The organism is Paucibacter sp. KBW04 (genome assembly GCF_003852425.1).
GTDB lineage: Bacteria > Pseudomonadota > Gammaproteobacteria > Burkholderiales > Burkholderiaceae_C > Paucibacter_A.
This window is the reverse complement of the sequence record NZ_QAJN01000021.1, coordinates 79,081-101,743: the sequence shown is the minus strand read 5'-3', so window position 1 is coordinate 101,743 and position 22,663 is coordinate 79,081. Positions and strand designations below refer to the sequence as shown.

The 22,663-nt window shown below is 64.6% G+C and carries 14 protein-coding genes and 1 riboswitch; of the genes, 6 read left to right on the top strand and 8 right to left on the bottom strand.

Annotated elements, in window-relative coordinates:
• The first annotated feature begins 48 nt into the window (after window positions 1-48).
• Window positions 49-363, top strand: coding sequence for an OmpW family protein (locus DBR47_RS23515; protein ID WP_231512475.1), 315 nt, complete (start codon window positions 49-51; stop codon window positions 361-363).
• Between the two features lie 187 nt (window positions 364-550).
• Window positions 551-637: riboswitch (cyclic di-GMP riboswitch) on the top strand.
• 132 nt (window positions 638-769) lie between these two features.
• Window positions 770-3,148 (top strand): S53 family peptidase, encoded by a 2,379-nt coding sequence (locus tag DBR47_RS23510; protein ID WP_124454746.1) that lies wholly within the window; start codon window positions 770-772, stop codon window positions 3,146-3,148.
• 14 nt (window positions 3,149-3,162) lie between these two features.
• On the opposite strand, the gene DBR47_RS23505 is transcribed toward DBR47_RS23510, so the two are convergent.
• Window positions 3,163-5,568 carry a tetratricopeptide repeat protein gene (locus DBR47_RS23505; protein ID WP_124454745.1) on the bottom strand — a complete coding sequence of 802 codons (2,406 nt, stop codon included), beginning with the start codon at window positions 5,566-5,568 and terminating at the stop codon, window positions 3,163-3,165.
• Window positions 5,569-5,848: 280 nt separating this feature from the next.
• Between DBR47_RS23505 and DBR47_RS23500 the strand changes: the two genes are divergently transcribed.
• Complete coding sequence (locus DBR47_RS23500; protein ID WP_124454743.1) at window positions 5,849-6,328, top strand: hypothetical protein; 480 nt, start codon at window positions 5,849-5,851, stop codon at window positions 6,326-6,328.
• Between the two features lie 57 nt (window positions 6,329-6,385).
• Here the strand turns inward: DBR47_RS23500 and DBR47_RS23495 are convergent, their stop codons facing one another.
• The 3 genes from DBR47_RS23495 to DBR47_RS23485 form a co-directional block, all read right to left on the bottom strand.
• A complete protein-coding gene (locus DBR47_RS23495) occupies window positions 6,386-9,097 on the bottom strand; it encodes a DUF3857 domain-containing protein (protein ID WP_197047250.1) in 2,712 nt (903 codons plus the stop codon).
• Between the two features lie 135 nt (window positions 9,098-9,232).
• Window positions 9,233-10,540: a Xaa-Pro dipeptidase gene (pepQ, locus tag DBR47_RS23490; protein WP_197047249.1), complete on the bottom strand. Its 1,308-nt coding sequence runs from the start codon at window positions 10,538-10,540 to the stop codon at window positions 9,233-9,235.
• 28 nt (window positions 10,541-10,568) lie between these two features.
• Complete coding sequence (locus DBR47_RS23485) at window positions 10,569-11,138, bottom strand: 5-formyltetrahydrofolate cyclo-ligase (protein WP_255420805.1); 570 nt, start codon at window positions 11,136-11,138, stop codon at window positions 10,569-10,571.
• A 141-nt stretch (window positions 11,139-11,279) separates the two neighbouring features.
• Here DBR47_RS23485 and DBR47_RS23480 point away from each other — a divergent pair, with 141 nt between their 5' ends.
• Entirely contained in the window at window positions 11,280-11,768 is a 489-nt protein-coding gene (locus DBR47_RS23480; RefSeq protein ID WP_124454737.1) for a TfoX/Sxy family protein, read from the top strand.
• Here DBR47_RS23480 and DBR47_RS23475 read toward each other — a convergent pair.
• On the bottom strand, window positions 11,686-12,081 hold the full coding sequence (locus tag DBR47_RS23475) for a DUF2917 domain-containing protein (RefSeq protein ID WP_124454735.1): 396 nt from the start codon (window positions 12,079-12,081) through the stop codon (window positions 11,686-11,688). The genes DBR47_RS23480 and DBR47_RS23475 overlap by 83 nt on opposite strands.
• Before the next feature lie 135 nt (window positions 12,082-12,216).
• Here DBR47_RS23475 and DBR47_RS23470 point away from each other — a divergent pair, with 135 nt between their 5' ends.
• On the top strand, window positions 12,217-13,185 hold the full coding sequence (locus DBR47_RS23470; protein ID WP_124454733.1) for a LysR substrate-binding domain-containing protein: 969 nt from the start codon (window positions 12,217-12,219) through the stop codon (window positions 13,183-13,185).
• Here the strand turns inward: DBR47_RS23470 and DBR47_RS23465 are convergent.
• The 3 genes from DBR47_RS23465 to DBR47_RS23455 all read right to left on the bottom strand — a co-directional run bounded on the left by DBR47_RS23465 (window position 13,182) and on the right by DBR47_RS23455 (window position 19,542).
• Entirely contained in the window at window positions 13,182-14,165 is a 984-nt protein-coding gene (locus DBR47_RS23465) for a LysR family transcriptional regulator (protein ID WP_124454732.1), read from the bottom strand. The two genes, DBR47_RS23470 and DBR47_RS23465, sit on opposite strands and share 4 nt — an antisense overlap.
• Before the next feature lie 12 nt (window positions 14,166-14,177).
• Window positions 14,178-16,541 carry a GH92 family glycosyl hydrolase gene (locus DBR47_RS23460; RefSeq protein WP_124454730.1) on the bottom strand — a complete coding sequence of 788 codons (2,364 nt, stop codon included), beginning with the start codon at window positions 16,539-16,541 and terminating at the stop codon, window positions 14,178-14,180.
• Window positions 16,542-16,782: 241 nt separating this feature from the next.
• On the bottom strand, window positions 16,783-19,542 hold the full coding sequence (locus DBR47_RS23455) for a TonB-dependent siderophore receptor (protein WP_197047248.1): 2,760 nt from the start codon (window positions 19,540-19,542) through the stop codon (window positions 16,783-16,785).
• Between the two features lie 357 nt (window positions 19,543-19,899).
• Here DBR47_RS23455 and DBR47_RS23450 point away from each other — a divergent pair, with 357 nt between their 5' ends.
• On the top strand, window positions 19,900-22,650 hold the full coding sequence (locus DBR47_RS23450) for a TonB-dependent siderophore receptor (protein ID WP_124454725.1): 2,751 nt from the start codon (window positions 19,900-19,902) through the stop codon (window positions 22,648-22,650).
• Window positions 22,651-22,663 lie beyond the last annotated feature (13 nt).

The following is a 22,663-nucleotide window of genomic DNA, read 5'->3' as shown; positions in this document are numbered from 1 at the left end:
CACGAGCTCGAGCGCCGTGGCTTTTTTGTTTTTGAGTCTGGCAAGCGCTTGAGCAGCGCTCGCTCCGCTTCGGAAAACCAGCTGACAGGCCCCCCCTCTTTGGGCCTGGGTCTGAACTACACCCATCTGTCCAACATCAAGTTCGACTCCAGCCTGAACGCGCTGGACCTGAACCTGAAGAACAACAGCTTTGGCTTCGCAGCGCAGATCGGCGCCGACATCGAAATCGCCAAGAACCTGGTGCTGAGCATCGACATCAAAAGGGTTCAGATCAAGACCACCGTGAGCTCCGCGGGCAAGGACATCGGCGAGTTCAAGGTGGATCCGCTGCTGGTCGGCGTCGGCCTGGGTATGCGCTTCTAAGCCCCGCCCAGACTGTCGGAGAGCGCCCTGGCGGACAACATTGCGGAGCGCCGCCACCACAGCGCCACGCCAATTTGTCACGCCAATCGGCCAAATTCTCCGTAGGCCCTGATGGCGCTCAGGGAAATCGCTAGAGTTGATAAAGATGACCGCTAAGCATGAGGCCTGGCGGCGCTGAAAGATTTGCAGTAACAGAGGGCAAACCCGTCGAAAGACGGGGACGCAAAGCCACCGGCCTACCGCGCGCAAGCGCCAGGGCAGCGGGGTTGCCAATGAAGCGCAGAGCGGCCGGGTTCTCCCTGGCCGCAAAGCCGGGGCAGGACGCGACAGCAATGGCTGCAGCGACCTCAGCCCAAGCTCATTGATCCGGCGTGGCCCTCGCCTTCCTTCTCGGAGTGCCCTGGACATGTCGGTAGCAAAGCCCTCTTCGCAAGCAAACCTGCCCCGCCTCAGCCTGCTGAGCGCCGCCTTGCTCCTGCTCAGCGCCTGCGGCGGCGGCCGCCCCGATGTGGCGACCGAGCCCAACCTGGCGCCCTTGGCCAGCGCCACCACCACTTTGCAGCTGCAGACGGATGATCTGCCCAGCGCGGCCGCTCAAACGGAGGTCAAGCCCGCCTTCCACGTCGCACCGCTGCTGCTGGACGAGCCGGGGGACGGCGATCGCCTCAACCCCAATGCCTCGGCCCTCAGCGGCCCGCGTCGGCAGTCGGTCCCGGCCGAGCTGAGCAGCTTGTCCACCCGAGGGCTGACCGTGCAGACCCTGGAGGCCGCCAGTCGCAGCCACGCACTCAGTGTCAACACCAGCGCCAGCACCGGGGTCAGCCCCATGGCCGGCAGCGGCGTGGTCTCGACCTACAGCCCGGCCCAGATCCGCGCCGCCTACGGCCTGCCCGCCCTGCCTGTGGCCGGCGCCAGCCTGACGGCCGCGCAAGCGGCGCAGCTGGGTGCGGGCCAGACGGTTTACATCGTCGACGCCTACCACGACCCCTATATCGCCGCCGAGTTGGCCGCCTTCAACAGCAAGTTCGGCCTGCCCACTTGCACAACAAAGGCGATTGCCAGCAGTACCGCCCTGCCCCTGGCGGCGGCCTCGAGCAAGGCCTGCGAATTCAGCCAGGTCTACAGCACGCCGGCCGGCGGCATGACGGCCTCGGCACCCGCCTACAACTCCGGCTGGGCCACCGAGATTGCGTTGGATGTGCAATGGGCCCATGCCATCGCCCCCTTGGCCCGCATCGTGCTGATCGAATCCGCCGACGCTTCTTTGAATGCTTTGCTGGGCGCCGTCAAACTGGCCAATGCCATGGGCCCGGGCGTTGTCTCGATGAGCTTTGGTGCCAATGAAGGCACGTACACCGCCTCGGTCGATGCCGCGTTTGCTGCCGCCAAGATGAGCTATTTGGCCGCCACCGGCGACTCCGGTGCGGCCGTGTCCTGGCCCGCCGTCTCGCCGAATGTTTTGGCCGTCAGCGGCACCAGTCTCACCTACAGCGGCACGGGCACACGCAGCGAGCTCACCTGGTCCGGCACCGGCGGTGGCGTCAGTGCTTACACGGCCACGCCCAGCTATCAGAAATCCACGGTGCCCGGCATGGGCACGCCGCTGCGCCGCAGCGTGGCCGATGTGGCCTTCAACGCCGACCCCAGCACCGGCCAATACGTGGCCGTGCTGACCAGCAGCGGCGGCGCGGTCAACTGGATCAGCGCCGGCGGCACCAGCCTGGCCACGCCGCAATGGGCCGGCCTGCTGGCCGTCGCCAATGCCGTGCGCGCCCAAGTCGCCAAGCCCGTGCTGGGCCAGGCCCACGGCGCGCTCTACGCCAGCATCGCCAGCGTGCCGGGCAACTATGCCGCCGCCTTTGCCGACATCAACAAGGGCAGCAACGGCACTTGCGCCAGCTGCGCCGCCAAGATCGGCTATGACACCGCCACCGGCCTGGGCACGCCCAATGCCGCCAGCCTGCTGAGCCAACTCAGCGGCGTGGCCGCCCCGGTCAGCGCACCGGTGGTGACGCCCGCCAGCATCAGCGGCCAGGTGGGCAAGGCCCTCAGCTTCACCGCCTCGGCCAGCGGCCCCAATGCCCTGAGCTTCAGCCTCAGCGCTGCGCCTGCGGGCATGACGATTGCGGCCAGCACCGGCGTGGTCAGCTGGCCCAGCCCGGCGGCCGGCAGCTATGCGGTGAGCGTGATCGCCAAGGACGCAAAAACCGGTCTCAGCGGCCAGGCGGTCTACAGCGTCAATATCGCCGCCGCCCCGGCCCCGGTGGCGCCCACGGTCAGCGCCGCCAACTTAACGGGCAAGCCCGGCGTCGCCCTGTCCTACAGCCTGATCACCAGCGCTGCCAACCCACTGACTTACAGCTTGAGCGCTGCCCCCAGCGGCATGACGGTCAGCAGCAGCGGCGTCCTGAGCTGGGCCAAGCCTGTGCTCGGCAGCTATAGCGTGACGGTCACGGTCAAGGACGGCAAGACCGGCCTCAGCGGCCAGGCCCTGATCAGCGTCAAGATCGCGGCCAGCGGCCCGCAGATCACGGCCCCGGCGGTCAGCGGCGTGGCAGGCAAGCCCCTCAGCGCTTTGATCAGCATCAGCGATCCCGGCGTCAGCGCCGTCTCCATCTCCATCTCGGGGGTGCCGCTGGGCATGATGTTCTCGGCCAATGGCATGAACATCACGGCCAGCTGGGCCAAGCCCATCACCGGCAGCTACACGCTGAAGATCGTGGTGCAGGACTCCACCGGCCAGACGGCCACGGCCAGCCTGCCCATCACGGTAAGCGCCAAGTAGAGCGAGGGCAGGCTTCAGCGAAGCGGCGCGAGCCGGCAGTCCTCGGCCGGCTGGCCCGCCAGCCTGCGCGCATGCACCCATTCAAGGCCTGCCTCCAGCTGGGCCGTGAAACGCGGCGTGTCAAACAGATTCGAGTGCTCCCGCCCGCTCAACACCGCTTGCTTGAGCTGGGCATAAAAGCGAGGCTCAGCCGCGATTCGAATGGCGAGATCCCGGTAGTGCTCTTGGTCCTGAGCAATCAAGGCTTCGCAGCCCAGTGCCCTCAGCAAACTGGCCGCCATACGGCTGGCAAAAGACTGGCCGGGCAGGGTCAGCACCGGCAGACCCATCCACAAGGCGTCGCTGGCGGTGGTGCCTGCGTTGTAAGGCAGGGTGTCGAGAAACAGATCGGCCAGCCCCAGACGTTCCAGATAAGACTCACGGGAGCAACGCGGCGCGAACACCAGGCGCTGCGGCTCTATGCCCCATTCACTCGCATGCCTGCACAGGTTCTGGGCCGCAAGCGGGTCTTCTTCCAAGAGCCAAAGCACGGCCTGTGGCTGGGCGCGCAAGATCTCGGCCCAACGCGCAAACTGTGCGGGGTTGATCTTGCAGGAGTTGTTGAAGCAGCAAAAGACAAAGGCTTGATCGGGCAGGCCCACGTCGATCCGGCGCAAGCCGGTCGAGGGCCGAGGGCGCTGGCGGTCATTGCACTGATACCAGGGCAGGTACAGCAGCTTCTCGTCAAAGAAGGGGCGGCTCTCGGGCGGCACCAAGACCTCGTCGGCAATCACATAGTCGTAGACGGCCGAGCCTGAACTGCCCAGATAGCCCAGATACAGCAGCTGCAGCGGCGCTGCCCCCTGGAAAAAGATGCCGGGCCTTGCGCCTTGAGTGAAGCCCGTCAGATCGACCGCAACATCAACACCCAGGCTTCTGCACAGCGCGGCGATTTGCGCGTCACTCAAGGTCTCCACGTCGTGAAAGGCGTCGAAGGCTTGGCGCAGCCGCTCCTGCATGGGGTCGCGGGTGGCCGGGCCATAGTTGATGGCGATCACCTCGAAACGTTCTCGGTCATGCAACTCGATAACTTCGGCCAGCAAGTAGGCGATGGGGTGCGCCTTGAAATCACGCGAGACATAGGCCAATTTGAGCTTGCCGCCGGGTTCCCGCGGCGGCATCTGCCCTGCGCGCTGCGAAGTGCCGATGCTCTCCATCCAGATGCGCGCGGCAGCAAGCTGCGCAGCAGCGTCATCACACAGCGTCTGCAGAACAAGGGGCTGAACAATGCGCCGGCCACTCGCCAGCTCCGGCAGGATGGCGGCGAGCTCGGCCTCAAAGCCGCCCCAGTCAAATACATGCATGGCCGTATACAGACGCAGGCCGCGCAGCCAATCCAGCTGAGGTTTGAGCTGCATGGCCCGGTCGAAATCCGCCAGCGCAGGAGTGAATCTGCGGCTGCCAAGCAGCAGATTGGCGCGGTTGTGCAAAGCCTCCACACAGTCGGGCTGCACTTGAATGGCCTGGCTATAGGCCGCAAAGGCCTCGTCGGCCAGGCCCATCTCCGCCAGCAACATGCCGCGCAGATTGTGGGCTAGGGCATGCTCGGGAAAGCGCTGGCCCATGAGCTGCAAATTCGTCAATGCCTCGTCTTTGCGTTGCAGACTCAGCAAAGTCCGCGCCCGCTCCAGCAGTACACGCGGGTCCTGCGCCGACTGGGCTTCGGCGCAGTCGAAAGCCAGAAGGGCTGCCTCAGCAATGCCCAGCCGCTGGTAAGTGACACCAAGTTCGAGAAAGGCTGAGGCCGAATCCGGTTGCGCCTTGATGGCGCGCTCGAAGGCATCCACCGCCGCTGGCAATTGACCTGTTTCACGCAAGGCCAGCGCATGGTTGAAATGACAGTCCGAGCGCGTGGGCGCCAACTGACTGGCACAGGAAAAACATTGCTCGGCCACCGTCCAATTGCCCGCCCCAGCCAAGGCGGCGCCCAAGCGCATGAAGTGGCGCCAATCCCGTGGAAAGGCCTGCGTCGCGGCGTACAGAGTCGCCAACATTTCCTGGGTCTGACCGCGACGCTCTTGCACCTTGGCGAGCAGCACCAGACCGTCAGCACTGGGCGGCCCCAAATCGAGCGCGCGCAACAACTGGGTCTGCGCCTCATCCAGCTGATTCATCTCGAACAGCGCCAGCGCGTACTCCGTGCGAAGTGCGGGATCCTCCGGCGCGGCCGCGATCGCCCCAGCCAGCAACTCGACGGCTTGCTCACCTTGACCCGCTTGTCGCGCAGCATTCCCGAGAAAGCGCAAAGCGAGGGGATGCGCGGGCGCATCGCGAAGCACGGCGCGATAGCACTTCGCCGCCGCGTTCAAGTCGCCACGTTTTTGCGCCATCGCGGCGGCCTTGAGAGAAGCCAGGACCCGGCCTTGCTTGATGGAATTCATCCGAACTCATTTCCTCAAGTTCACGCTGCGCGGCAAGCGAAGGGGTCGGCTCGCGCCGTCCCAGAGAGCCTCCGCGAAACCAAGCCTGCGCTTGGTTCTGAAAGCAGGGGGCCTTGGAGGCCATCGTCGGTCTTGCGAGAGCTCGATGTCAATCCCAAAGCCAAAAGCGGGAATCAAGCAAGCCCCCCGCTCTACCCCCCAAAAGAGCGTAGCCAAACAGACTCACCAAATTAGCCGTTATGCCACAAAATTTCAGCCTACCCCCCAAGCTGTTGCCACCATGTTGCTGCGACTTATTTTCTGGACCACTCTCATTGCCCTGGTGCTGGGCGGCGTCCAACGCTATGGCACCACTCGCCTGAAGCAGCAATTGCTGCAGGGCGAAGTGGCGCACACCCCCAAGCCTTTCAAGTTCGACAACGGCAGTGTTCGTGACAAGGTCGAAGCCCTGCCCACGAGCAAATCAAGCAAGGCCGCGGCTTCGGCCGAGCCACCACCCGGCGCCTTGCGCAAATGCGCCCGTGGCAAGGAGGTCGTCTACACCAATGTGAGCTGCCCGGCAGGCTATGCCGTGGCCCAGGTATCGGGCGGCACGGTCAATGTGGTGGGCGGCCAAGATGCGGCCATGCACAGCAGCACCGAGGCCAGCGCCCAGTCGGTCAACCAGGCCCGCCGCACCCTGCACGAAGCTCTGGACCTGAATGTGGACCCGGCACTAAAAGCCCGCATGATGGAGCGCGCGATTGAGGGCGCGAACTGAGTCGGCCCTAAGTTTCATGGTGCGGGGCAGCGCTCCGGATCATGGAACACCTCCACATTAAGCCACCCCACCCGACTGAGGCAAGGGCGGCAAGGCGTCAGACAGGGGCGGTGCACCGGCCCCCTGCGCCTTTGAGTAGCTATGCACAAAGGTCTGCCTGACTCGCTCCGAATGAAGAAGGTAGGCGGTCCAGATGCCCAGAAAGATCACACCCCAGGCTTGTTGGACCAGGCCGGATTCCTCGCCCGCCTTGCCTGCCTTGCCCGCAAATTGGGGGATGGAATTCAGCGCCCAAGCGTCCAGCGCGCCGACAAGCACCGACCCCCACATCAACACCAGATACACCACGGGCATGCTGCTGCGCCGCTTCAGGAACAGCAGGAGTAACAAGACTCCAAAGACCAGTTGCGCGAGCAGCACAGCCAGCTCCAACAGCATCAGCGGCCCGGTCAGGACATGGAAGCCTGCCGAGTCTGGCAAGGTGAAGTAGGTCCAACTTTCCATGCTGTAGCTGCCGGCGTTTTCCAGCAGCTGCCGCCCCGCTCTGAGCGGCGTCACCAAAACCCCCAGACCCAGCAGCAGGAGCCAGCCGCCCAAAGGCCAGGCCGACGCACCGGCCTCAGCGGCCCATCGCTTGCGGGGATTCCAGGCATAGAGCCGCAGGGCCAAGCCGACAAACAGACCACTCAACAAGACCGCCGACAAGGCCACGGCGATATTCAGACTGGCGCCTTGTTTGCGGGGGCTGCCGCTCACCGAATCGTTTTTGTAAATCAGATAACCCAGGGACTTGCGCGCCTTTTCCAGATTGGCGGTGAAGCTGGGCACGTCGGCTGGGCGCACATGGTCGGCCAGGGACTGGTAGTGGTCGACGATGCGCACGCTTTGTTCGCCGCCCTTGATCTTTCGGCTCAGGCTGAAGCCCGGGTCTTCAATCAGTTGCTCCTCGTCCTTGAAGGTCCAGGCCTCGGGCAGCATGAGCTCGATCACATGCTCGATCTCCTGAGGGTAGGCCAGGGCCAAGGGAGCCGTGCGAATAGTGTCGCGCGGCGCCTGCAGATAGCTGAGCAACTCCGGCACCTCCAGCCCGGCCTCCAAGCGGTGCGCGGTCTCGCTGCGGGTGAAGAAGTTCGGAATCTCGTAAAACTCCAGCAACTCCATGCGGTTGCTGCCGGGCAGGTCCTTGGTTTCAAAAGGCTTCACCACTTTGAGGCCGGGGTAGGAGCGCGCGTAGTAGTTCAGATAGCGCTGCTGCAACTCCTTGGGGTTCTCGCCGGCCAGCAGGGCACGCTGCTGTTCGGCGCTGAGGCCTTGCAATTCGGTCTTGACCGTCATGCTCACCGCCTTGTCCAGGCCGGCGCGCACATCGAGCAGCACATTCACGCGGCGCCATTGCTGCATGGCCGGGCCGCTGGCAACAGACTCCAGCGCCTGGGTCTTGGCGTCGACCAGCAAGGCTCGCCCGAAGTTGCTCTGTGCCATCTGGTCGAGTTCCCCCGGCTGGGTGTTGCGTGTGGGATCCAGCCAATAGCTCTTGCCATCAATATCGGCACGCACGATGACGTGGTTGAAGGCACTGGGGCGCGGCAACAGCCCCTCAATGCCCTGCCGCATCTGGGTGTGAACCAGGGCCGCACTTGCCTGCAAACCCAAGGCTTTGAACAACGTCAGGGTCAGCAAAGTCTTGTCCTTGCAGTCACCGAAGCGGCGCTCAAACACTTGGCTGGGCGGGTTGGGCGCATGTGAGCCCACACCGACCTCCACACCCAGATAACGAACCTCTCGTTGAACCAGGCGCAGGGCTTCGGCCGCCCTCTGTGCCGGCTGCGAAAACTTGCCCGCGATGCGCTTCACCTCCGCCTGCAGAGCGGGAGAGAGCCGATCCGGCACCCGGTACAAGGGCAGGGCCCAGCGCGCCACCTCGGCCCAAGTCGCAAACTCACCCCACTGCACCGCCTGATAGGGGTCGTACCAAGAGGGTACGTCGTTGTCCAGGGACAAGGCAGCCAGGCCGTTTTGCTGCCATTCATACTCGTTTTGCCCATCGCGAGAAGTTTGCTTGGCCGCGGGCGCCTTGTTCAGCAACTTGAAGTTCACAGGCCGCCCGGCCGGCCAGGACAGGCGGGCATAGAGCTTGGCCACAGGCGAGGACCACTGCAAATCGAATTGCCCGAAATGGCGCCCCTCAAACACCGGGTTGCTGCCGCTGAGGGTGTAGGCGTACTCCACCACATCGCCCACCCGTATGTCTTCGAGAAAGGCATTGAGCGTCTTGCTGCCGTCGTAGATGAGGTAGTCCAACTCCTTCTCTCGCTGCAAGACGCGCAAGGCCGTACTCGCCAGTCGCTCGCTGCGCTGGCCCGCGCGATGGACGGTGATGCGGTGCAGCTGCAGGCGCTCATAACTTGGGTCAAAGCGCAACTCCAGATTGGCAGCACTCTCCACGCCCTTCTCGTTGAGCGCTTGCATGGCAATGCGGCGAAAGGACTGGCGCCCCGTGGCATCCACACGCACCTGGGTATCGACCAGCAGGTAGTAGATCCCTTGGCGGGCTTGCTCGGTCAGCGAACTTTTCTCGCTGGGCATCTCGACAGGCTTGACCCAGGCCGGTTGTGGCCCAATCAGCTCGGCCTTGCCTGGCCCGGCTTGGGCCCAGGACTTACCGGGCTGCAGCAAAAGCAGCAGAGCGAGCAGCACCGCCTGCAGCGGCCCGGCCCAACTCCGCGACTCACCTCGCCCTGCCCCCTGCCGCCTAAGCGCTCCAGTCATTTTTTGGCCCCTCTGCCTTGCGACGCCTGAAGGCGTCATGGCTGGCATTGTGAGGGGCTTGACGGGGCCGCAAGCCCGGGGGAAACCTGTGCCGGCTTGGCCAAGCAAGCATCAAACCGGCGACAAGGAAAACCCTCAGCTCAGCGCCGCAAACGCATCCCGCGTCATGTTTTCCGGCGCGCCTTCGGCTCGGCAAACCACATCGTCTTCGATCCGCACGCCACCGAATTTGCTCAGGTGCGCGACCAGGCTCCAGTCCACCGCGCTAGCTGCTGGCGTGGCCTTGAGCTTGTTCAGCAAGGTGGGGATGAAGTAGAGACCGGGCTCGATGGTCACCACCATGCCGGCCGCCAAGGGGCGGGTCAGGCGCAGATAGGGGTGGCCCTCGGGCTTGGGCGAGTTGGCGCCGCTGTCATCGGCCATAAAACCGCCCACATCGTGGACCTGCAGACCGATCAGATGACCGATGCCATGCGGGAAAAAGGTCGAGGTGACGCGCTGCGCCAACTGTTCTTCCACGCTCAGCTTGACCACGCCCAGCTCGCGCAGAATCGCGGCCACCTTGGCATGGGTGCTCAAATGGATGCTGCGGTAATCAACACCGGCACGCACCTCGTCCACCAGGGCCAGCTGGGCGCTTTCCATGGCGTCCAGCAAGGCCTGGAAGCTCGCGTCACCGGCGCCCCAGGTTCGGGTGATGTCGGAGGCATAGCCGTTCACCGAGGCGCCCGCATCGATCAGCAGGGAACGCGACTCGGCCGGGGCTTGTGCGTCCTGGTACTGGTAGTGCAGCACCGCGCCATGCTCGTTCAAGCCCACGATATTGGTGTAGGGCAGATCGCGATCGGTGTGGCCGCTGCCGGCCAGATAGGCGCGGTGGATGTCAAGCTCCGAAGCACCGGCCTGGAAGGCCCTGCGCGCGGCCAGATGGGCGGGCACGGCGCGGCGTGAGGCGGCACGCATCTGCTCCAGCTCGTACTCGGTCTTGTAGGCGCGCTGGTAATGCAGGATGTTGAGCAACTCGGGCGGGTTGTTGGGCACGATGCCGGGCAAGCCGGCATCCGCCTCGCCGATGATGGCCAAGCGGCCGGGCACTTGCAGATGGGCGGCGGCGTCTTCGCTGCGGGCGATCAGCACCAGCTCCACATGCTCCAGCCACTCACCGCTGGGGTCGGCCGGGGGCACATGCCAGAAATCATCCGGCTGGTAGTACACGACGCGCGGCTTGTGGCCGGGGCGGATCAGCAGCCAGCTGTCCGGATGATTGACCAGGGGCAGCCAATGCTTGAAATGCGGATTGGGCGCGAAGAGGTAGGGCCGGTCGTCCAGAAAGGCGAACTTCTCGACGCCGGAGGCGATCAAGAGGGCATCGAATCCGCAACGCGCCAGGGCCTGTTCGGCCTGGGTTTGCAGCAGGGTCAGGTGTTGCTTGTAAGTGCTCATGGCGGGCATTGTCTGTGGAATTGGTGGGTCAGCCGTTCTTGTCCCAGACCACGCCTTCCTCGGTCAGCATGGCGTCCAGCGGCATATCGTGGGGCTGGGCTTTCAGCAGCATCTGGAAGCCGTGGGCATAGCCCAGGCCGGCGGTGGCCGGGCGCGGCTGCAGGGCGGCCAAGGTGCGGTCCATAAAGCCGCCACCATAACCCAGGCGCAGGCCGCAGGGCCCGTAGCCCACGCAAGGCACCAGCAGCAGCTGGGGCTCAAAGACCTCGGTGTCCTTGGGCTTGGGGATGCCGTAAGCGTCCTCCTCCATGGGGCAGCCGGGGTACCAGACATGGAAGCGCAAAGTGCCGTGTTCCTTGTCCACCACCGGCAGACCGATGCGACGGTCGGGGTCGGATTCACTCCAGCGATACAGGGCGGGCAGCGGGTCGAACTCGCCCTTGATGGGCCAATACGCGCCTATGGTCAGCTCCCGGCGCGGGATCAGCCAGGCGCGCAAAACGCTTTGCAAAACCTCGGCCCGCTGCAGGCGGTCGGGCATGTCCAGGCGTTCCTGAATCAGTTTGTGACGCAGGGCCACACGATCATTCAAATCCACAGAGGTCTCCAGCAGCCGGGGCTGGCCTCATTGTGCAGTGCGCGCCGCTGCGGCCGAGCAGGGGTTTTGCACAAGCCCCACAGCCGGCACGCAGTCTTTGTGCAAATAATGAGCCAACTCAAACCCCAAAGCCCTAGCCCCATGAGCGCCAAAGACGAATTCACCCGCCACTGTGCTGAATTGCTGGAAGGCCTGGGGCCTGTGCGCACCCGCCGCATGTTTGGCGGCCATGGCCTGTATCTGGATGATTTGTTCGTCGCCATCATCATCGACGAGCAGCTCTATCTGAAGACCGATGCCCAGAGCCGCCCACAGTTCGAGGCCCAGGGCTGCCAGCCCTTTAGCTACCAGCGCGGCAGCGAGACCCACAGCCTGGGCTACTTCCGCCCGCCCGAAGAGGCCATCGACTCCCCCGCCCTGCTGCGCCCCTGGGCTCGGCTGGCGCAAGAAGCGGCGCTGCGGGCTCAGGCCGCCAAACTGGCCAAGCCTGCAAAAAAGCCCAGCAAGGCCAAGGCCAAGACGGCGCCGGCCGCCAAGGCCAAAAGAGTCAGGCAGCCCGGTGACGTGTCCAGCCGACCGCCGGCCGCAGCGTCTTCTTCAGCCAGGACCAAGGCGCGGACGAAGTCTTGAGCAGCGCGGTCTTGCGCTTCGCCTGCTCATAGCAAGGCGGCACCAGCAACTGGAACTGGGCCGTGGGCCAGGCCTCCAGCAAGACCTCCTCGCCCGAGGCCAGGCGCAGGCTGCTGCCCGGCTCCAACCAATGGTCTTCGGGCAAGGCGCCGGGCTTGGCGGGCTGTTTTTGCGTCAACCAGACCCGGCCGGCCGTCACCAGCAACTCACGCGGGCCCGGGCCTACGGTGAAGGCCATGGCTTGACCCGGCTGCAGGCGCCACAGGGCAGCGTCGCTGGATGAGGAAATGCCTTGTTCTTGCAGATTGCTCATGATTGTTCACCTCGGTTTTGCCGTCTACCTGGAACTTGTCAGGCTTATCCCTTCTGGATCGGCATGGGCAAATACTAGGGCTGACCCGGAGGAGCGTCCAATGAGTTCGCGGCCTTGGATTGATACCATTCGCGCATGAATCCACCCAACCCTGGCCTGCGCCAGCGACCCTTGTCGATCGGCCCGCTGCGCGCCTTCGAGGCCGTCTCACGGCATTTGAGCTTTCGCGCGGCGGCGGATGAATTGCATCTGACCCAGTCGGCCATCAGCCGCCAGATCCGCTCGCTGGAAGAGGAAATCGGCTGCAGCCTGTTTTTGCGCGGCACCCGTTTTGTCGAGCTGACCAGCGACGGTGCGCTGCTGAAAACAACGGCCCAGGCCTTGCTGGAGCGCCTGGACCAAACGGTGCGACAGATTCGCCAGACACGGGGTCGCCGGGTGGTCAACGTCACCACCTTCGCCTCCTTTGCCTCGCTGTGGTTGATCCCACGCCTGGAGGCTTTTCAGCGCCTGCATCCCGATATCGACATCCGCGTCTCGGCCCATGATGTGGTGCTGGATCTGGAGGACGGTGAGGTCGATGTGGCCTTGCGCTATGCCGTGGCCGAGCGCATGCCGCCCGAGGCCCAGCGCCTGTTTGGCGAAACGCTAACGCCTGTAATCAGCGCCATGCTGGCGCGCCAGATCGAGTCCGGCGCAGCGCCCAAAATGCAGCTGCCGCGCGACCTGAAGGAACACACCCTGGCGGAGGAAGACGACCAACGCCCCAGTGCCGAATACCTGAGCTGGCGCCACTGGTTGCGCCTGCAGGGCGCGGCCGAGATCCAGCCGCGGCGCTGGATGTATCTCAACTTCACCTACCAGCAGATTCAGGCCGCCCTGGCCGGTCAGGCCGTGGCCCTGGCTCGGGTGGCCCTGGTGTCGGAGCAGCTGCGCAGCGGCGATCTGGTCGAGCCCTTCGGCCCCGCTGCGCGAACGCACAGCCCCTATGCCTACTGGCTGCTGCAGGCCCAGCAAAGCCAGCCACGCGCCGAGGTGCAGCAGTTCTGCGCCTGGATCTTGGAGCAGGCGGCGCAAACTCGCCTAGACGTGGGGGAGGTTTAACTCGGCAGCAACTGCGCCAGCAGCTGCCGCACAAAGGGCTTCTCCAGCACCGATTTGCGATAGCTGAGGTAATAGATCTGCGGCGCCGGCAGGGCGGCCTCGGACAAGCTCAGGGGTGCGACGAGGCGACCGGCTTGCAGATCTTGCTCCACCAGATAGCGCGGTGCCAAGGCCAGGCCCAGGCCTAAGCGCGCGGCTTCTATGCACATCAAGCTGTTGGCAAAACTGGCGCTGCCGCCCAGCACCTGCTCCTGCACGCCCAGGCCTTGCAGGCAGCTGGACCAGCCGGGGTAGTCGGCCATGCCTTGCAGGGGGCGGTCGTGCAGCAGGCGCAGGCGGCTCCAGTCGCTTTGCGCGGCTATCTTCTTCAGGCCCAAGGCCTTCAGATAGCCCGGGCTGCAGACGGGAACGATGTCGCTGCGGAACAGCTCATGGCTGCAGACCTCGGCGCCCACGCCGGGTTGGTAGTCCAGCAGCAGGTCTTGGCGCTCGGGGTCGCGGTCCAGCTCGGTCTCGATCTCCAGATGGCAAAAAGGCAGGGCGTCCATCAAGGCCGGCAGGCGCTCCAGCAACCAGCGATGGCAGAGCATGGGTCGCACCGACAGGCGCACGCTCTCCACCTGCCGCCCGCGCAGGCCTTGGGTGGCCTGGCGCAGGATGCTGAAGGCCTCGCTGACCAGGGGCAGATAGCGCTCACCCTCGGCCGTCAGGCGCAGGCGCTTGACCTCGCGCACAAACAGCTGCACATCCAAATAATCTTCCAGCTGCTTGACATGCAGGCTCACCGCGCCCGGCGTGACAAACAACTCCTTGGCGGCCGCGGTGAAGCTGAGCTTGCGGGCCGCCACCTCGAAGGCGCGCAAGGCGTTCAGCGGCGGCAGCCGCTCCTTCAGGACGGGGCGCAAGGACTCCAGCGCGGCGCGCTGGCCGCTGCCACTATGGCTGCTGACGGAAGAAGAGGAAGGACTGCGACTGCTCATGGGACGATTTTCTCAACGCCCCTCTTCGGGCGCACTGACGGGATAAGGCGTCTGACTATAGGGCCGCTGGGCCCTCGTTTGCGCCCAATCCAGGCGCGGCTCGCCCTGCATGGTGAAGACCAGTTCGCCACCCGCCATCAAGTCCTCGTGGCGCAGATAGCTCACTTCATGAGCCTGGCCATTGAGTTGTACCGCGCCGATGTAATCATTGCCATGGCCCAGCCCTTCGGCCCGCACCGAGAAGATGCGGCCGTTGGGCAGGCGCAAGCTGGCGCGGCGCACAAAGGGGCGACCGATCACATACTCATTGCTGCCCGGCGCCACCGGGTAGAAGCCCAGGGCGGTGAACAAAAGCCAGGCCGACATCTGACCCAGATCGTCATTGCCCGCCAGGCCGGCCGGGCCGCTGGCGTATTGCATGGGCACGATTTGCGTCAGGCGCGCTTGAGTCTTCCAAGGTGCACCCGCATAGGCATACAGATAGGCGATGTGGTGGCTGGGCTCGTTGCCGTGGGCGTAGTGACCGATCAGGCCGGAGATGTCCTCCATATGCGAGTACATCTTGGGATTGGTCTCGGCCTCGAAGATCTCGTCCAGACGCTTGACCAGGCCGGCGTCGCCACCCAGATTGCCCACCAGGGCCGCGCAGTCATGCGGCATATACCAGGAGTATTGCCAGGCGCTGCCCTCGGTGTAGTCGCTGCCATAGCCGGCGGCCGTGGGGTCGAAGGGCAGGCGGAATTTGCCATCGCTGCCCTTGCCCCGCACAAAGCCGGTGGCCGGGTCCAAGAGATTGCGGAAGCTCTGCGCGCGCTGGTAGTAACGCGCCGCCACCGAGTGCTCGCCCAAGGCCTCGGCCATGCGGGCCAGGGTCCAGTCGTCGAAGGAGTATTCCAAGGTCTTGGAAGCGCCCTCGCCTTCCTTGTCGTAAGGCACATAGCCGTGCTGGAGGTAGTCGCCAATGCCACCATAGGGCGTGTACTCGGCGCTGGCCTGCATGGCGCCCAGGGCGGCCTTGGCGTCAAAGCCGCGCAAGCCCTTGAGGTAGGCGTCGGCGATCACCGGCAGGGCGTGGTAGCCGATCATGCACCAGGTCTCCAGGCCGTGGAATTGCCAGACCGGCAAGATGCCATGCGGGCTGTGCTCTTGCGAGGCCAGGAGGGAGTTGATGAAGTCGCTATTGCGCTGCGCACCTTGGGTCAGCAAGAGCCAGGGGTGCAGGGCGCGGTAGGTATCCCATAGCGAGAAAGTCGAGTGGTAGCTGAAGGCGGGGCCGAAGTCCTTGGCCTGATGAACCGCGTTGTCGGGGCCACGGTAGCGGCCGTCCACGTCCATGAAGAGGCTAGGCGCCTGGCAGGCGTGGTAATGGGCGGTGTAGAGGCTGGTGCGCAGCTCGGGCTCGGCATCGATGGCCATCACTTCCAAGGTGTCGGCCCAGGCCTTGGCGGCCAGCAAGCGCTGGGCATCGAAGTCCCAGCCCTGCATTTCGCTCAAGTTCGCAATGGCGCCGTCCTCGCTGACGGCCGAGATGCCCACCTTGATCAAGAGCTGCTGGTCGACCGGAACATCGAACTCAAACGCGGCAACCAGGGCACGGCCTTCCAGCACGCGCTTTTCATGCGCCTCGCGGCCGGGGGTACGGAAGCCCCGGTACTCGACATCGGTCTCGGTGTTGTGAAACTCGTGGCGGGTCAGCGGGCGCGAGAACTCGATGGCGAAGTACAGCTGACGCCCCGGCGCCCAGCCGCGCGTCTCGCGCATGCCGGTCAGCAGCTGGGGCGTGCGCAGGCGCAGGCGCGACCAGAGGTTTTTGCCGGGATGGTTGTAGACGCTAGAGCGCAGGTCCAGCAACAACTTCGGCTTGGCGCCGGGCTCGAAGTGATAGCGGTGCAGGCCCACGCGGTCCGAGGCGGTCAGCTCCACATCGATTTCGTGGTCCAGCAGGCGCACGGCGTAGTAGCCGGGTTGGGCGCGCTCTTGCTCATGCGAGAAGCGCGAGCGGTAGCCGCTCATGGCGCGCTCGGGGTAGCCGGGCTCCAGCTTGGTGGCGCCGGTGAAAGGCATGAGCAGCACATCGCCCAGATCGCCATGGCCGGTGCCAGAGAAATGGGTGTGCGAGAAGCCGAGGATGGAGTCGTCCTCATAGCGGTAGCCGGCGCACCAGGGATAGGCCTGACGATGGTGGCGATGTTGGGTGTCCGGGCCGACCTGCACCATGCCGAAGGGCCGGGTGGCGGCCGGGTGGCAGTGGCCGTCGCCGCCGGTGCCGATGAAGACGTCCACCGCGGCATAGGCCGAATCCGCCGCGAACTGGCCGTGAGACGCTGGGCCTTGGTTCAGGGAGGTCGCTTGGAAGGTCGTGTTGAAAATGGACATGATGGTCTTGAGCGCAGAGCCGATACCGGCCCCAGCGAGAATTTCAAAGTGCTGCCATGCTAGTGGCGCCAGGGCCAAAGCGCACGGCCAGGGTGGGCGATTGTTTCTGGGTGCTGGGGCCAGCTTTTTTCAAAGCCTGGCCGCGGCGGGCAAAACAAGCAAGGGCGGCGCTGCAGAACAGACGCCGCCCTCGTCAAACATGGCACTCAGACCCAGGCCTGAAGTGCCCCCAGGCTTGTACTCAGAAGCGGTAGGCGCCGGTCAGGTAGACCGTGCGCATCATGGGGCTGGCGTAGCGCGAGTCATAGCCCACCTGGTGGCCCGAGCCGGAGCGCAAGCTCAGGGGGGGCTCCTGGTTGAGCAGGTTCTTCACGCCCAGGCGCAGTTCCAGGGCCTGGTTGACGTTCCACTGGCCTTGCCAGTCCAGGGTCACATAGCGCGGCACGTTCAGGGTGATGGTGGTGTTCTTATTGGTTTCCAGATCACGCACCGGCGCCGTGCGGTCGGTATAGCCCGAGCGCATATTCAGCGCGAAGCTATTGCTGAAGGCGCCCGAATCCAGCGTGACCGTGGCGCGCGCAATATTGCGCGCCGTCACCGCGCCGTTTTCACCGTAGCGACCCAGGCTGCTGGTGAAGTCGTCGGTGGTGCCCGCGCGGGTATAGGAGGACTCGATCATATAAGTGCCGCTCAACTCGCCGGTTAGGCGACCGATGTCGGTATTGGCGCGTGCGATCAGATTCCAATCAATGCCGCTGTAAATGGCTTGGCCGATATTGGTGGAGACGCTGCGGAAGGCGTAGTAAGCCTGCTTCTCCTTGGGCTGCTGGAAGGTGGTGAACAAATCCTTGTACTTGGCCGGGTCGGCAAAAGCCTGTTCTTCCGACACGCCGGAGACCGCATCCTTCAGCTTGACCTGCCAGTAGTCCAGGCCGATGCCGAACTGGGCCGTGGGCTCGAAGCGGATGCCGAAGGCGGCTTGCTTGGAGGTCTCGGGCCGCAGCTGGGCGTTGCCGCCGGACATCTGCGTGTACTGATCCGGGCCCAGCTTGCAGGGCGCGGTGTTGGGGAAGGGGCAGTCATAGCGGCCGCCGGTCACGCCAAAGGGCACTTCGGGCTGGGCGATGTCCAGCATGGACGGCATTTTGAAGCCGGTGCCATAGGAGCCGCGCAGCAGCAAGCTGGGCAGCACTTGGTAGCGGCCCGAGATCTTGTACGTGGTGCCGCTGGCGCTCTTGCCCACGGTGGTGTTGTTGAGCTTGTCCTTGATCGCGCCGGTGTTGTCATAGCGCAGGGCCGTGGTCAGCTCCAAGTCTTTGACGATGGGGATCAGGGCCTCGACGAAGACACCGGCCGTGCGGCGCTCCAGCTTGTAGGGCTCGGTGGGGCTGTAGTTGTAGATATCGCCATTGCTGGCCGCCGCGGTCGGCGCCTGCTCATAGCTGTAGTTGCGCAGATCACCGCCCAGGCCCAGGCTCAATGCACCGGCCGGCAGCTTGAAGAGCTCGCCGGTGGCGCGCACATCGATGCCGGTCAAGGCCGTCTTGGAGGTCTGGGTCTGGCCGTGGAAGATGGAGTCCTGCATCTTCTGCAGGGCCTCGGGTGTTTGATTGCCGGCCGCCACAAAGGGGTCGAAGCTGACGTTGGCCATCAAGGCCTCGAACTTGTCGGTGCGGAAGTAGCCGCCGTCGTAGACCTCATCGCTCTTGCTGGCCGAATAGGTCAGGCCGCCGCTCAACGTCCAGGAGCCCAGCTCCGCCTCGGCACCCAGGACGATGTGCTGGGTGTCGTAATGCTGGCGGGTGGTGCGCAGGCCGAAGTCCTGGCCGCGGTAGGCGGCGGTCACATCGGTGACGTTGGCGGCTTGTTCGGCGCTCAGATAGGGCTGGATGTGCTTGGCGAAGTAAACCGAATCCAGCGGAATATCGATGGGCACCGGGTTGGCCGCGACGCGCGAGGTGATCAGGAACTTGGACAAGGCCACATCGGAGAACAGGCGCAGCGAGTCATTGACCTTGAACTGACCGGAGACAAACAGCGCGTCGCGCTTGTTCTCGGGATAGATCTCGATGGTGTTGGCGAAGTCGAAGGTGCAACGCTCGGTCACCACATCCTTGGTGGCGGTGTTGGACAGGCTGTAGAAATTGCGCTCCGCGCACTTATTGCCATTGGCCTTGTAATAGGGGTTGAAGACCCAGGCCGGCAGCTTGGCCTCGGGCTTGAACTGCACCGTGGCATTGGCGGGCACGGCGTAGGAGCTGGTCTGGTCGTAGATGTAGTTCTTGCCCTGGAAGCTCACTGGCAGATAGGAGGTGCTGCCAAACTTGCGATCGGTGGCGGCCAGCTGACGCTGCTCATCGTGGCGATAGGACAGCATCACATTGAAGCGATCCTTGTCGATATCACCAAAGCCGCCGGTGATGCTCAGATTGCCATTGCGGCCGCCGCCTTCCAAAGGCAGGCCCAGGCCGCCCTCGATGCTGAAGCGCTGCACATTCTTCTTCAGCACAAAGTTGATCACGCCGGCGATGGCGTCAGCGCCGTAAAGCGCGGAGGCACCATCGGTCAGCACCTCAACGCGCTCGATTGCGCTCAGGGGGATGGAGTTCAGATCCACCGCATTGCCCGAGCCATAGGGCGCCACACGGCGGCCGTTCAAGAGCACCAAGGTGTAGGAGGCGCCGATGTCATGGATGCTGGCCTCGGCCCGGCCACCACCGCCGCCGACGGCGCTGTCTATCACCGCAAAGCCCTGCATGGCGGGCAGGCGCTGGATCACCTCGGCCGCCGAGGTGGCGCCGCTGCGGGCGATTTCCTTGGCCGTCACCACCTGCACCGGCAGCGAGCCTTCGGATGCGATGCGCTTGATCGAAGAACCGGTGATCTCCACCCGCTCCAGCTGGGTGGCGTCGGCCTTGGTCTGGGCCTGAGCGGCGCTCAAGGCCGTGCAGGCCGTGGCCAGAACGGCCAGGGCGCGCGAGATTGTTGTGGGATTGAACATGTCTGAGGTCTCCTCTGGTGGCGAAAGATTCTTTGAACTCCCGGCACTCCGCCGCGCCTCGCTAACGCGAACCTCCAACAGCAGGCGAACAAGCGAGCAAGCAGCCGAGCAAGCCGCGCAGTGTGGTGGGCGCATTGCGCACCCACAAGCGAGCAAAGCTGCGGTCTGGCGCGAAAAAAACTGGGCGAGGACAAACCCGTGACTCAGAAAAGCTGCAGGCCTGGCTCAGTTCTGCTCCATCGCTTTCAGGGCCTTGCGCAAGAAGAATTCAGCTGCCCATCCTCGGCAAGCTCGGGCCAGGCCAGCGCACAAGGCTGGCACTGGCACCGACCATCAAAAAAACAGGAGACAAGACCGATGAAGAAGACACAGACGGCCCTGGCCGCCGCCTTGCTTGGCCTTTTGCTGAGCGCAGCGCCCCTCTCAACCTTGGCGCAAGAAACCAAGCCCCAGGCCGCCGACAAGGACGAGGCCAAGCCCGAGGTGCTCAAGCGGGTGGAGGTCAGCGGCAGCCGCATTCGCCGCCTGGACGCCGAGACCACCTCGCCCATCGAGGTGATGACGCGCAAGGACATCGAGACCAGCGGCGCCAGCTCCATCGGCGATCTGCTGCGCAACCTCAGCTCCAACGGCGCCACCAATATCAACGAGAACTCGCTGGGCACTTACACGCCCGGTGCGCAGGCCCTGAATATGCGCAATCTGGGCGAGCAGTCCACCTTGCTGCTGGTCAACGGCCGCCGCCTGGCGGCCTACCCGCGCGCCGCCGGCGCCGCCTTCTTCAGCGACCTCAACAGCATCCCGGTCAGCGTGATCGACCGGGTGGACATCATCAAGGACGGCGCCTCCGCCATCTACGGCTCGGACGCGATTGCCGGTGTGGTCAACATCATCCTGCGCAAGGAGTTCAGCGGTCTGGAGATCAATGCCTCGGCCGGCAAGTCCAAGTACGATGACGGTGGCCGCCGCACGGTGGCCCTGACGGCCGGCATGGGTGATGTGCTGCGCGACCGCTACAACGTCTGGGGCAATCTGGAGCTGATCCAGCGCGACCCTTACTACCAGGGCAATCGCAGCGACAGCTATGTGGGCAACCGCGACACCCGCCCCTGGGGCTGGCTGGACGAACGCAGCCGCTACAGCCCGGCCGGCAATCTGCAAATCACCCTGGACAAGCCTTTTCTGGACCCGGCCACCGGCCGCACGGCCTCACGCTTCATCGTGCCGCTGGACAAGGCCTGCGCCCCCGATATGTTGAGCGCCCATCCCGCCGCGTCCTACGGCGGCCTGGTGTGCTGGCACGATGAGTTCAAGAGCACCAAGCAGCAAGCCGGTGCCGACTCGCAGCGCCTGGCCTTCAACGGCGGCGCTACCTTTGCCATCAGCCCCGATATGGAAGCCTTTGCGCGCCTGAGCCTGCTGCGCAACACCACCAACTCCATCGGCATTGGCCAGCCCTTCGGCACCTATCTGCATCCGGACCCCATCGTCCTGCCCAGCCACCCGCAATATCCCAGCCAGTCCATGCTGCCGCCCGGCGCCACCCTGGCCGATGTCCAGCGGGTGGACATCACCTATATGTTCCAGGACACCGGCGGCACCGGCTCACACAATGTCAGCAACTCCGCCAATGCCATCGCCGGTGTGAAGGGCACGTTCCAGGGCTGGGACTGGGAGGCCGCCTTCAACCACCAGGTGCAGAGTGCTGACGCCACCCGCCGCGGCGAACTACTCAAGCAGCCGGTGTTTGACGCGATTGCCAATGGCAAATACCTCTTCGGCGGCCCCAATTCGCCGGAGCTGATCGCCTCCTTGCTGGCCGGCACCACGGACAAGTTCAAGACCACCCTGACGGTGGCCGATTTCCGCGCCAGCAAACCCGATCTCTTGCGCCTGCCGGCCGGTGATGTGGGCCTGGCCATCGGCGCCGAGACCCGCAATGAAAGCTATTTCTCCGAGCTCAGCCCCCTGGCCAGCAGCGGCGCCATCCTGGGCATTACCGGCCAGTCCGGCGGCTGGGATGTGGGCCGCCGCGTCAGCGCCGTCTACGGCGAGCTGTCCATCCCCTTGCTCAAGAGCCTGGAAGCCCAAGTGGCCCTGCGTCACGACCACTACAGCGACGTCGGCGGCGTGACCAAGCCCAAGCTGGCCCTGAAGTGGCGCCCCGTTCAGGAACTGATGGTGCGCGCTTCTTACGCCGAGGGCTTCCGTGCCCCCAATGTGTTGGAGGTTGCCCCCATCACCACCGGCGGCTATGCAGGCGTCAACGACCCCAAGCGCTGCGACGGCAATGAATGCGGCACCACGGTGGAGATGCGCACCGGCGGCAACCCGGCCCTCAAGCCCGAGCTGTCCAAGGGCTACTTCCTCGGCTTTGTGGCCGAGCCCATCAAGGACCTGACGTTTGGCCTGGACTACTGGCGCTTCCAACGCTTCAACGAGATCGGCGACCCCGACCCGCAAACCCTGGTGGACCACCCCGATCGCTATCCCGATGCCGTGCTGCGCGGCCCCAAGCTGCCCGGCGACCCGGCCTCTTTCACCGCCGGCCCCATCCTTCTGATCCAGGCCATCAAGCGCAATTCCACCAGCACCATGACGGACGGCGTGGACTTTGAAATCCACAAGCAATGGCGCACGGCCGAATGGGGCCGCTTCTCGCTCGACTTCAACGGCAGCTATCTCTCTCACATCGAGTACCAGTACGACCCGGATCAAGCGCCTTACAGCTATGCCGGTTACGAGTCCACCCCGCGCCTGCGCCATAACCTGGGCCTGCGCTGGGAGTACGACAAGCTGAGCCTGGGCCTGAGCCGCAACACCGTCGGCGGCTTCTTCAGCACCAGCCGCGAGGACAACTGCAGCATCGCCACCAGCAAAACGCCGTCCCTGCCGGCCAGCCTGTGCGATATCAGGCCGCACTCGGTCATCAATCTGAATGTGGGCTACAAGGGTTTGCTCAAGGGCTTGGATGTGCAGATGAATGTCGACAACGTTTTGAACGCAGTGCCACCCTTCAATGTGCAGGACTCCGGCTCGCATATCTTTGGCGGCCTGCACAGCGCCATGGGCCGCTATTTGCAAGTCTCGGCCAAGTACCGTTACTGATTCTTTTTACTGA

What these genes read in the sequence shown, in the direction of transcription:
- DBR47_RS23510 (WP_124454746.1), top strand. Translation starts at nt 770, where the DNA reads ATGTCGGTAGCAAAGCCCTCTTCGCAAGCAAACCTGCCCCGCCTCAGC.
- DBR47_RS23505 (WP_124454745.1), bottom strand. Translation starts at nt 5,568, where the DNA reads ATGAATTCCATCAAGCAAGGCCGGGTCCTGGCTTCTCTCAAGGCCGCC.
- DBR47_RS23500 (WP_124454743.1), top strand. Translation starts at nt 5,849, where the DNA reads ATGTTGCTGCGACTTATTTTCTGGACCACTCTCATTGCCCTGGTGCTG.
- DBR47_RS23495 (WP_197047250.1), bottom strand. Translation starts at nt 9,097, where the DNA reads ATGACTGGAGCGCTTAGGCGGCAGGGGGCAGGGCGAGGTGAGTCGCGG.
- pepQ (WP_197047249.1), bottom strand. Translation starts at nt 10,540, where the DNA reads ATGAGCACTTACAAGCAACACCTGACCCTGCTGCAAACCCAGGCCGAA.
- DBR47_RS23480 (WP_124454737.1), top strand. Translation starts at nt 11,280, where the DNA reads ATGAGCGCCAAAGACGAATTCACCCGCCACTGTGCTGAATTGCTGGAA.
- DBR47_RS23475 (WP_124454735.1), bottom strand. Translation starts at nt 12,081, where the DNA reads ATGAGCAATCTGCAAGAACAAGGCATTTCCTCATCCAGCGACGCTGCC.
- DBR47_RS23470 (WP_124454733.1), top strand. Translation starts at nt 12,217, where the DNA reads ATGAATCCACCCAACCCTGGCCTGCGCCAGCGACCCTTGTCGATCGGC.
- DBR47_RS23465 (WP_124454732.1), bottom strand. Translation starts at nt 14,165, where the DNA reads ATGAGCAGTCGCAGTCCTTCCTCTTCTTCCGTCAGCAGCCATAGTGGC.
- DBR47_RS23460 (WP_124454730.1), bottom strand. Translation starts at nt 16,541, where the DNA reads ATGTCCATTTTCAACACGACCTTCCAAGCGACCTCCCTGAACCAAGGC.
- DBR47_RS23455 (WP_197047248.1), bottom strand. Translation starts at nt 19,542, where the DNA reads ATGTTCAATCCCACAACAATCTCGCGCGCCCTGGCCGTTCTGGCCACG.
- DBR47_RS23450 (WP_124454725.1), top strand. Translation starts at nt 19,900, where the DNA reads ATGAAGAAGACACAGACGGCCCTGGCCGCCGCCTTGCTTGGCCTTTTG.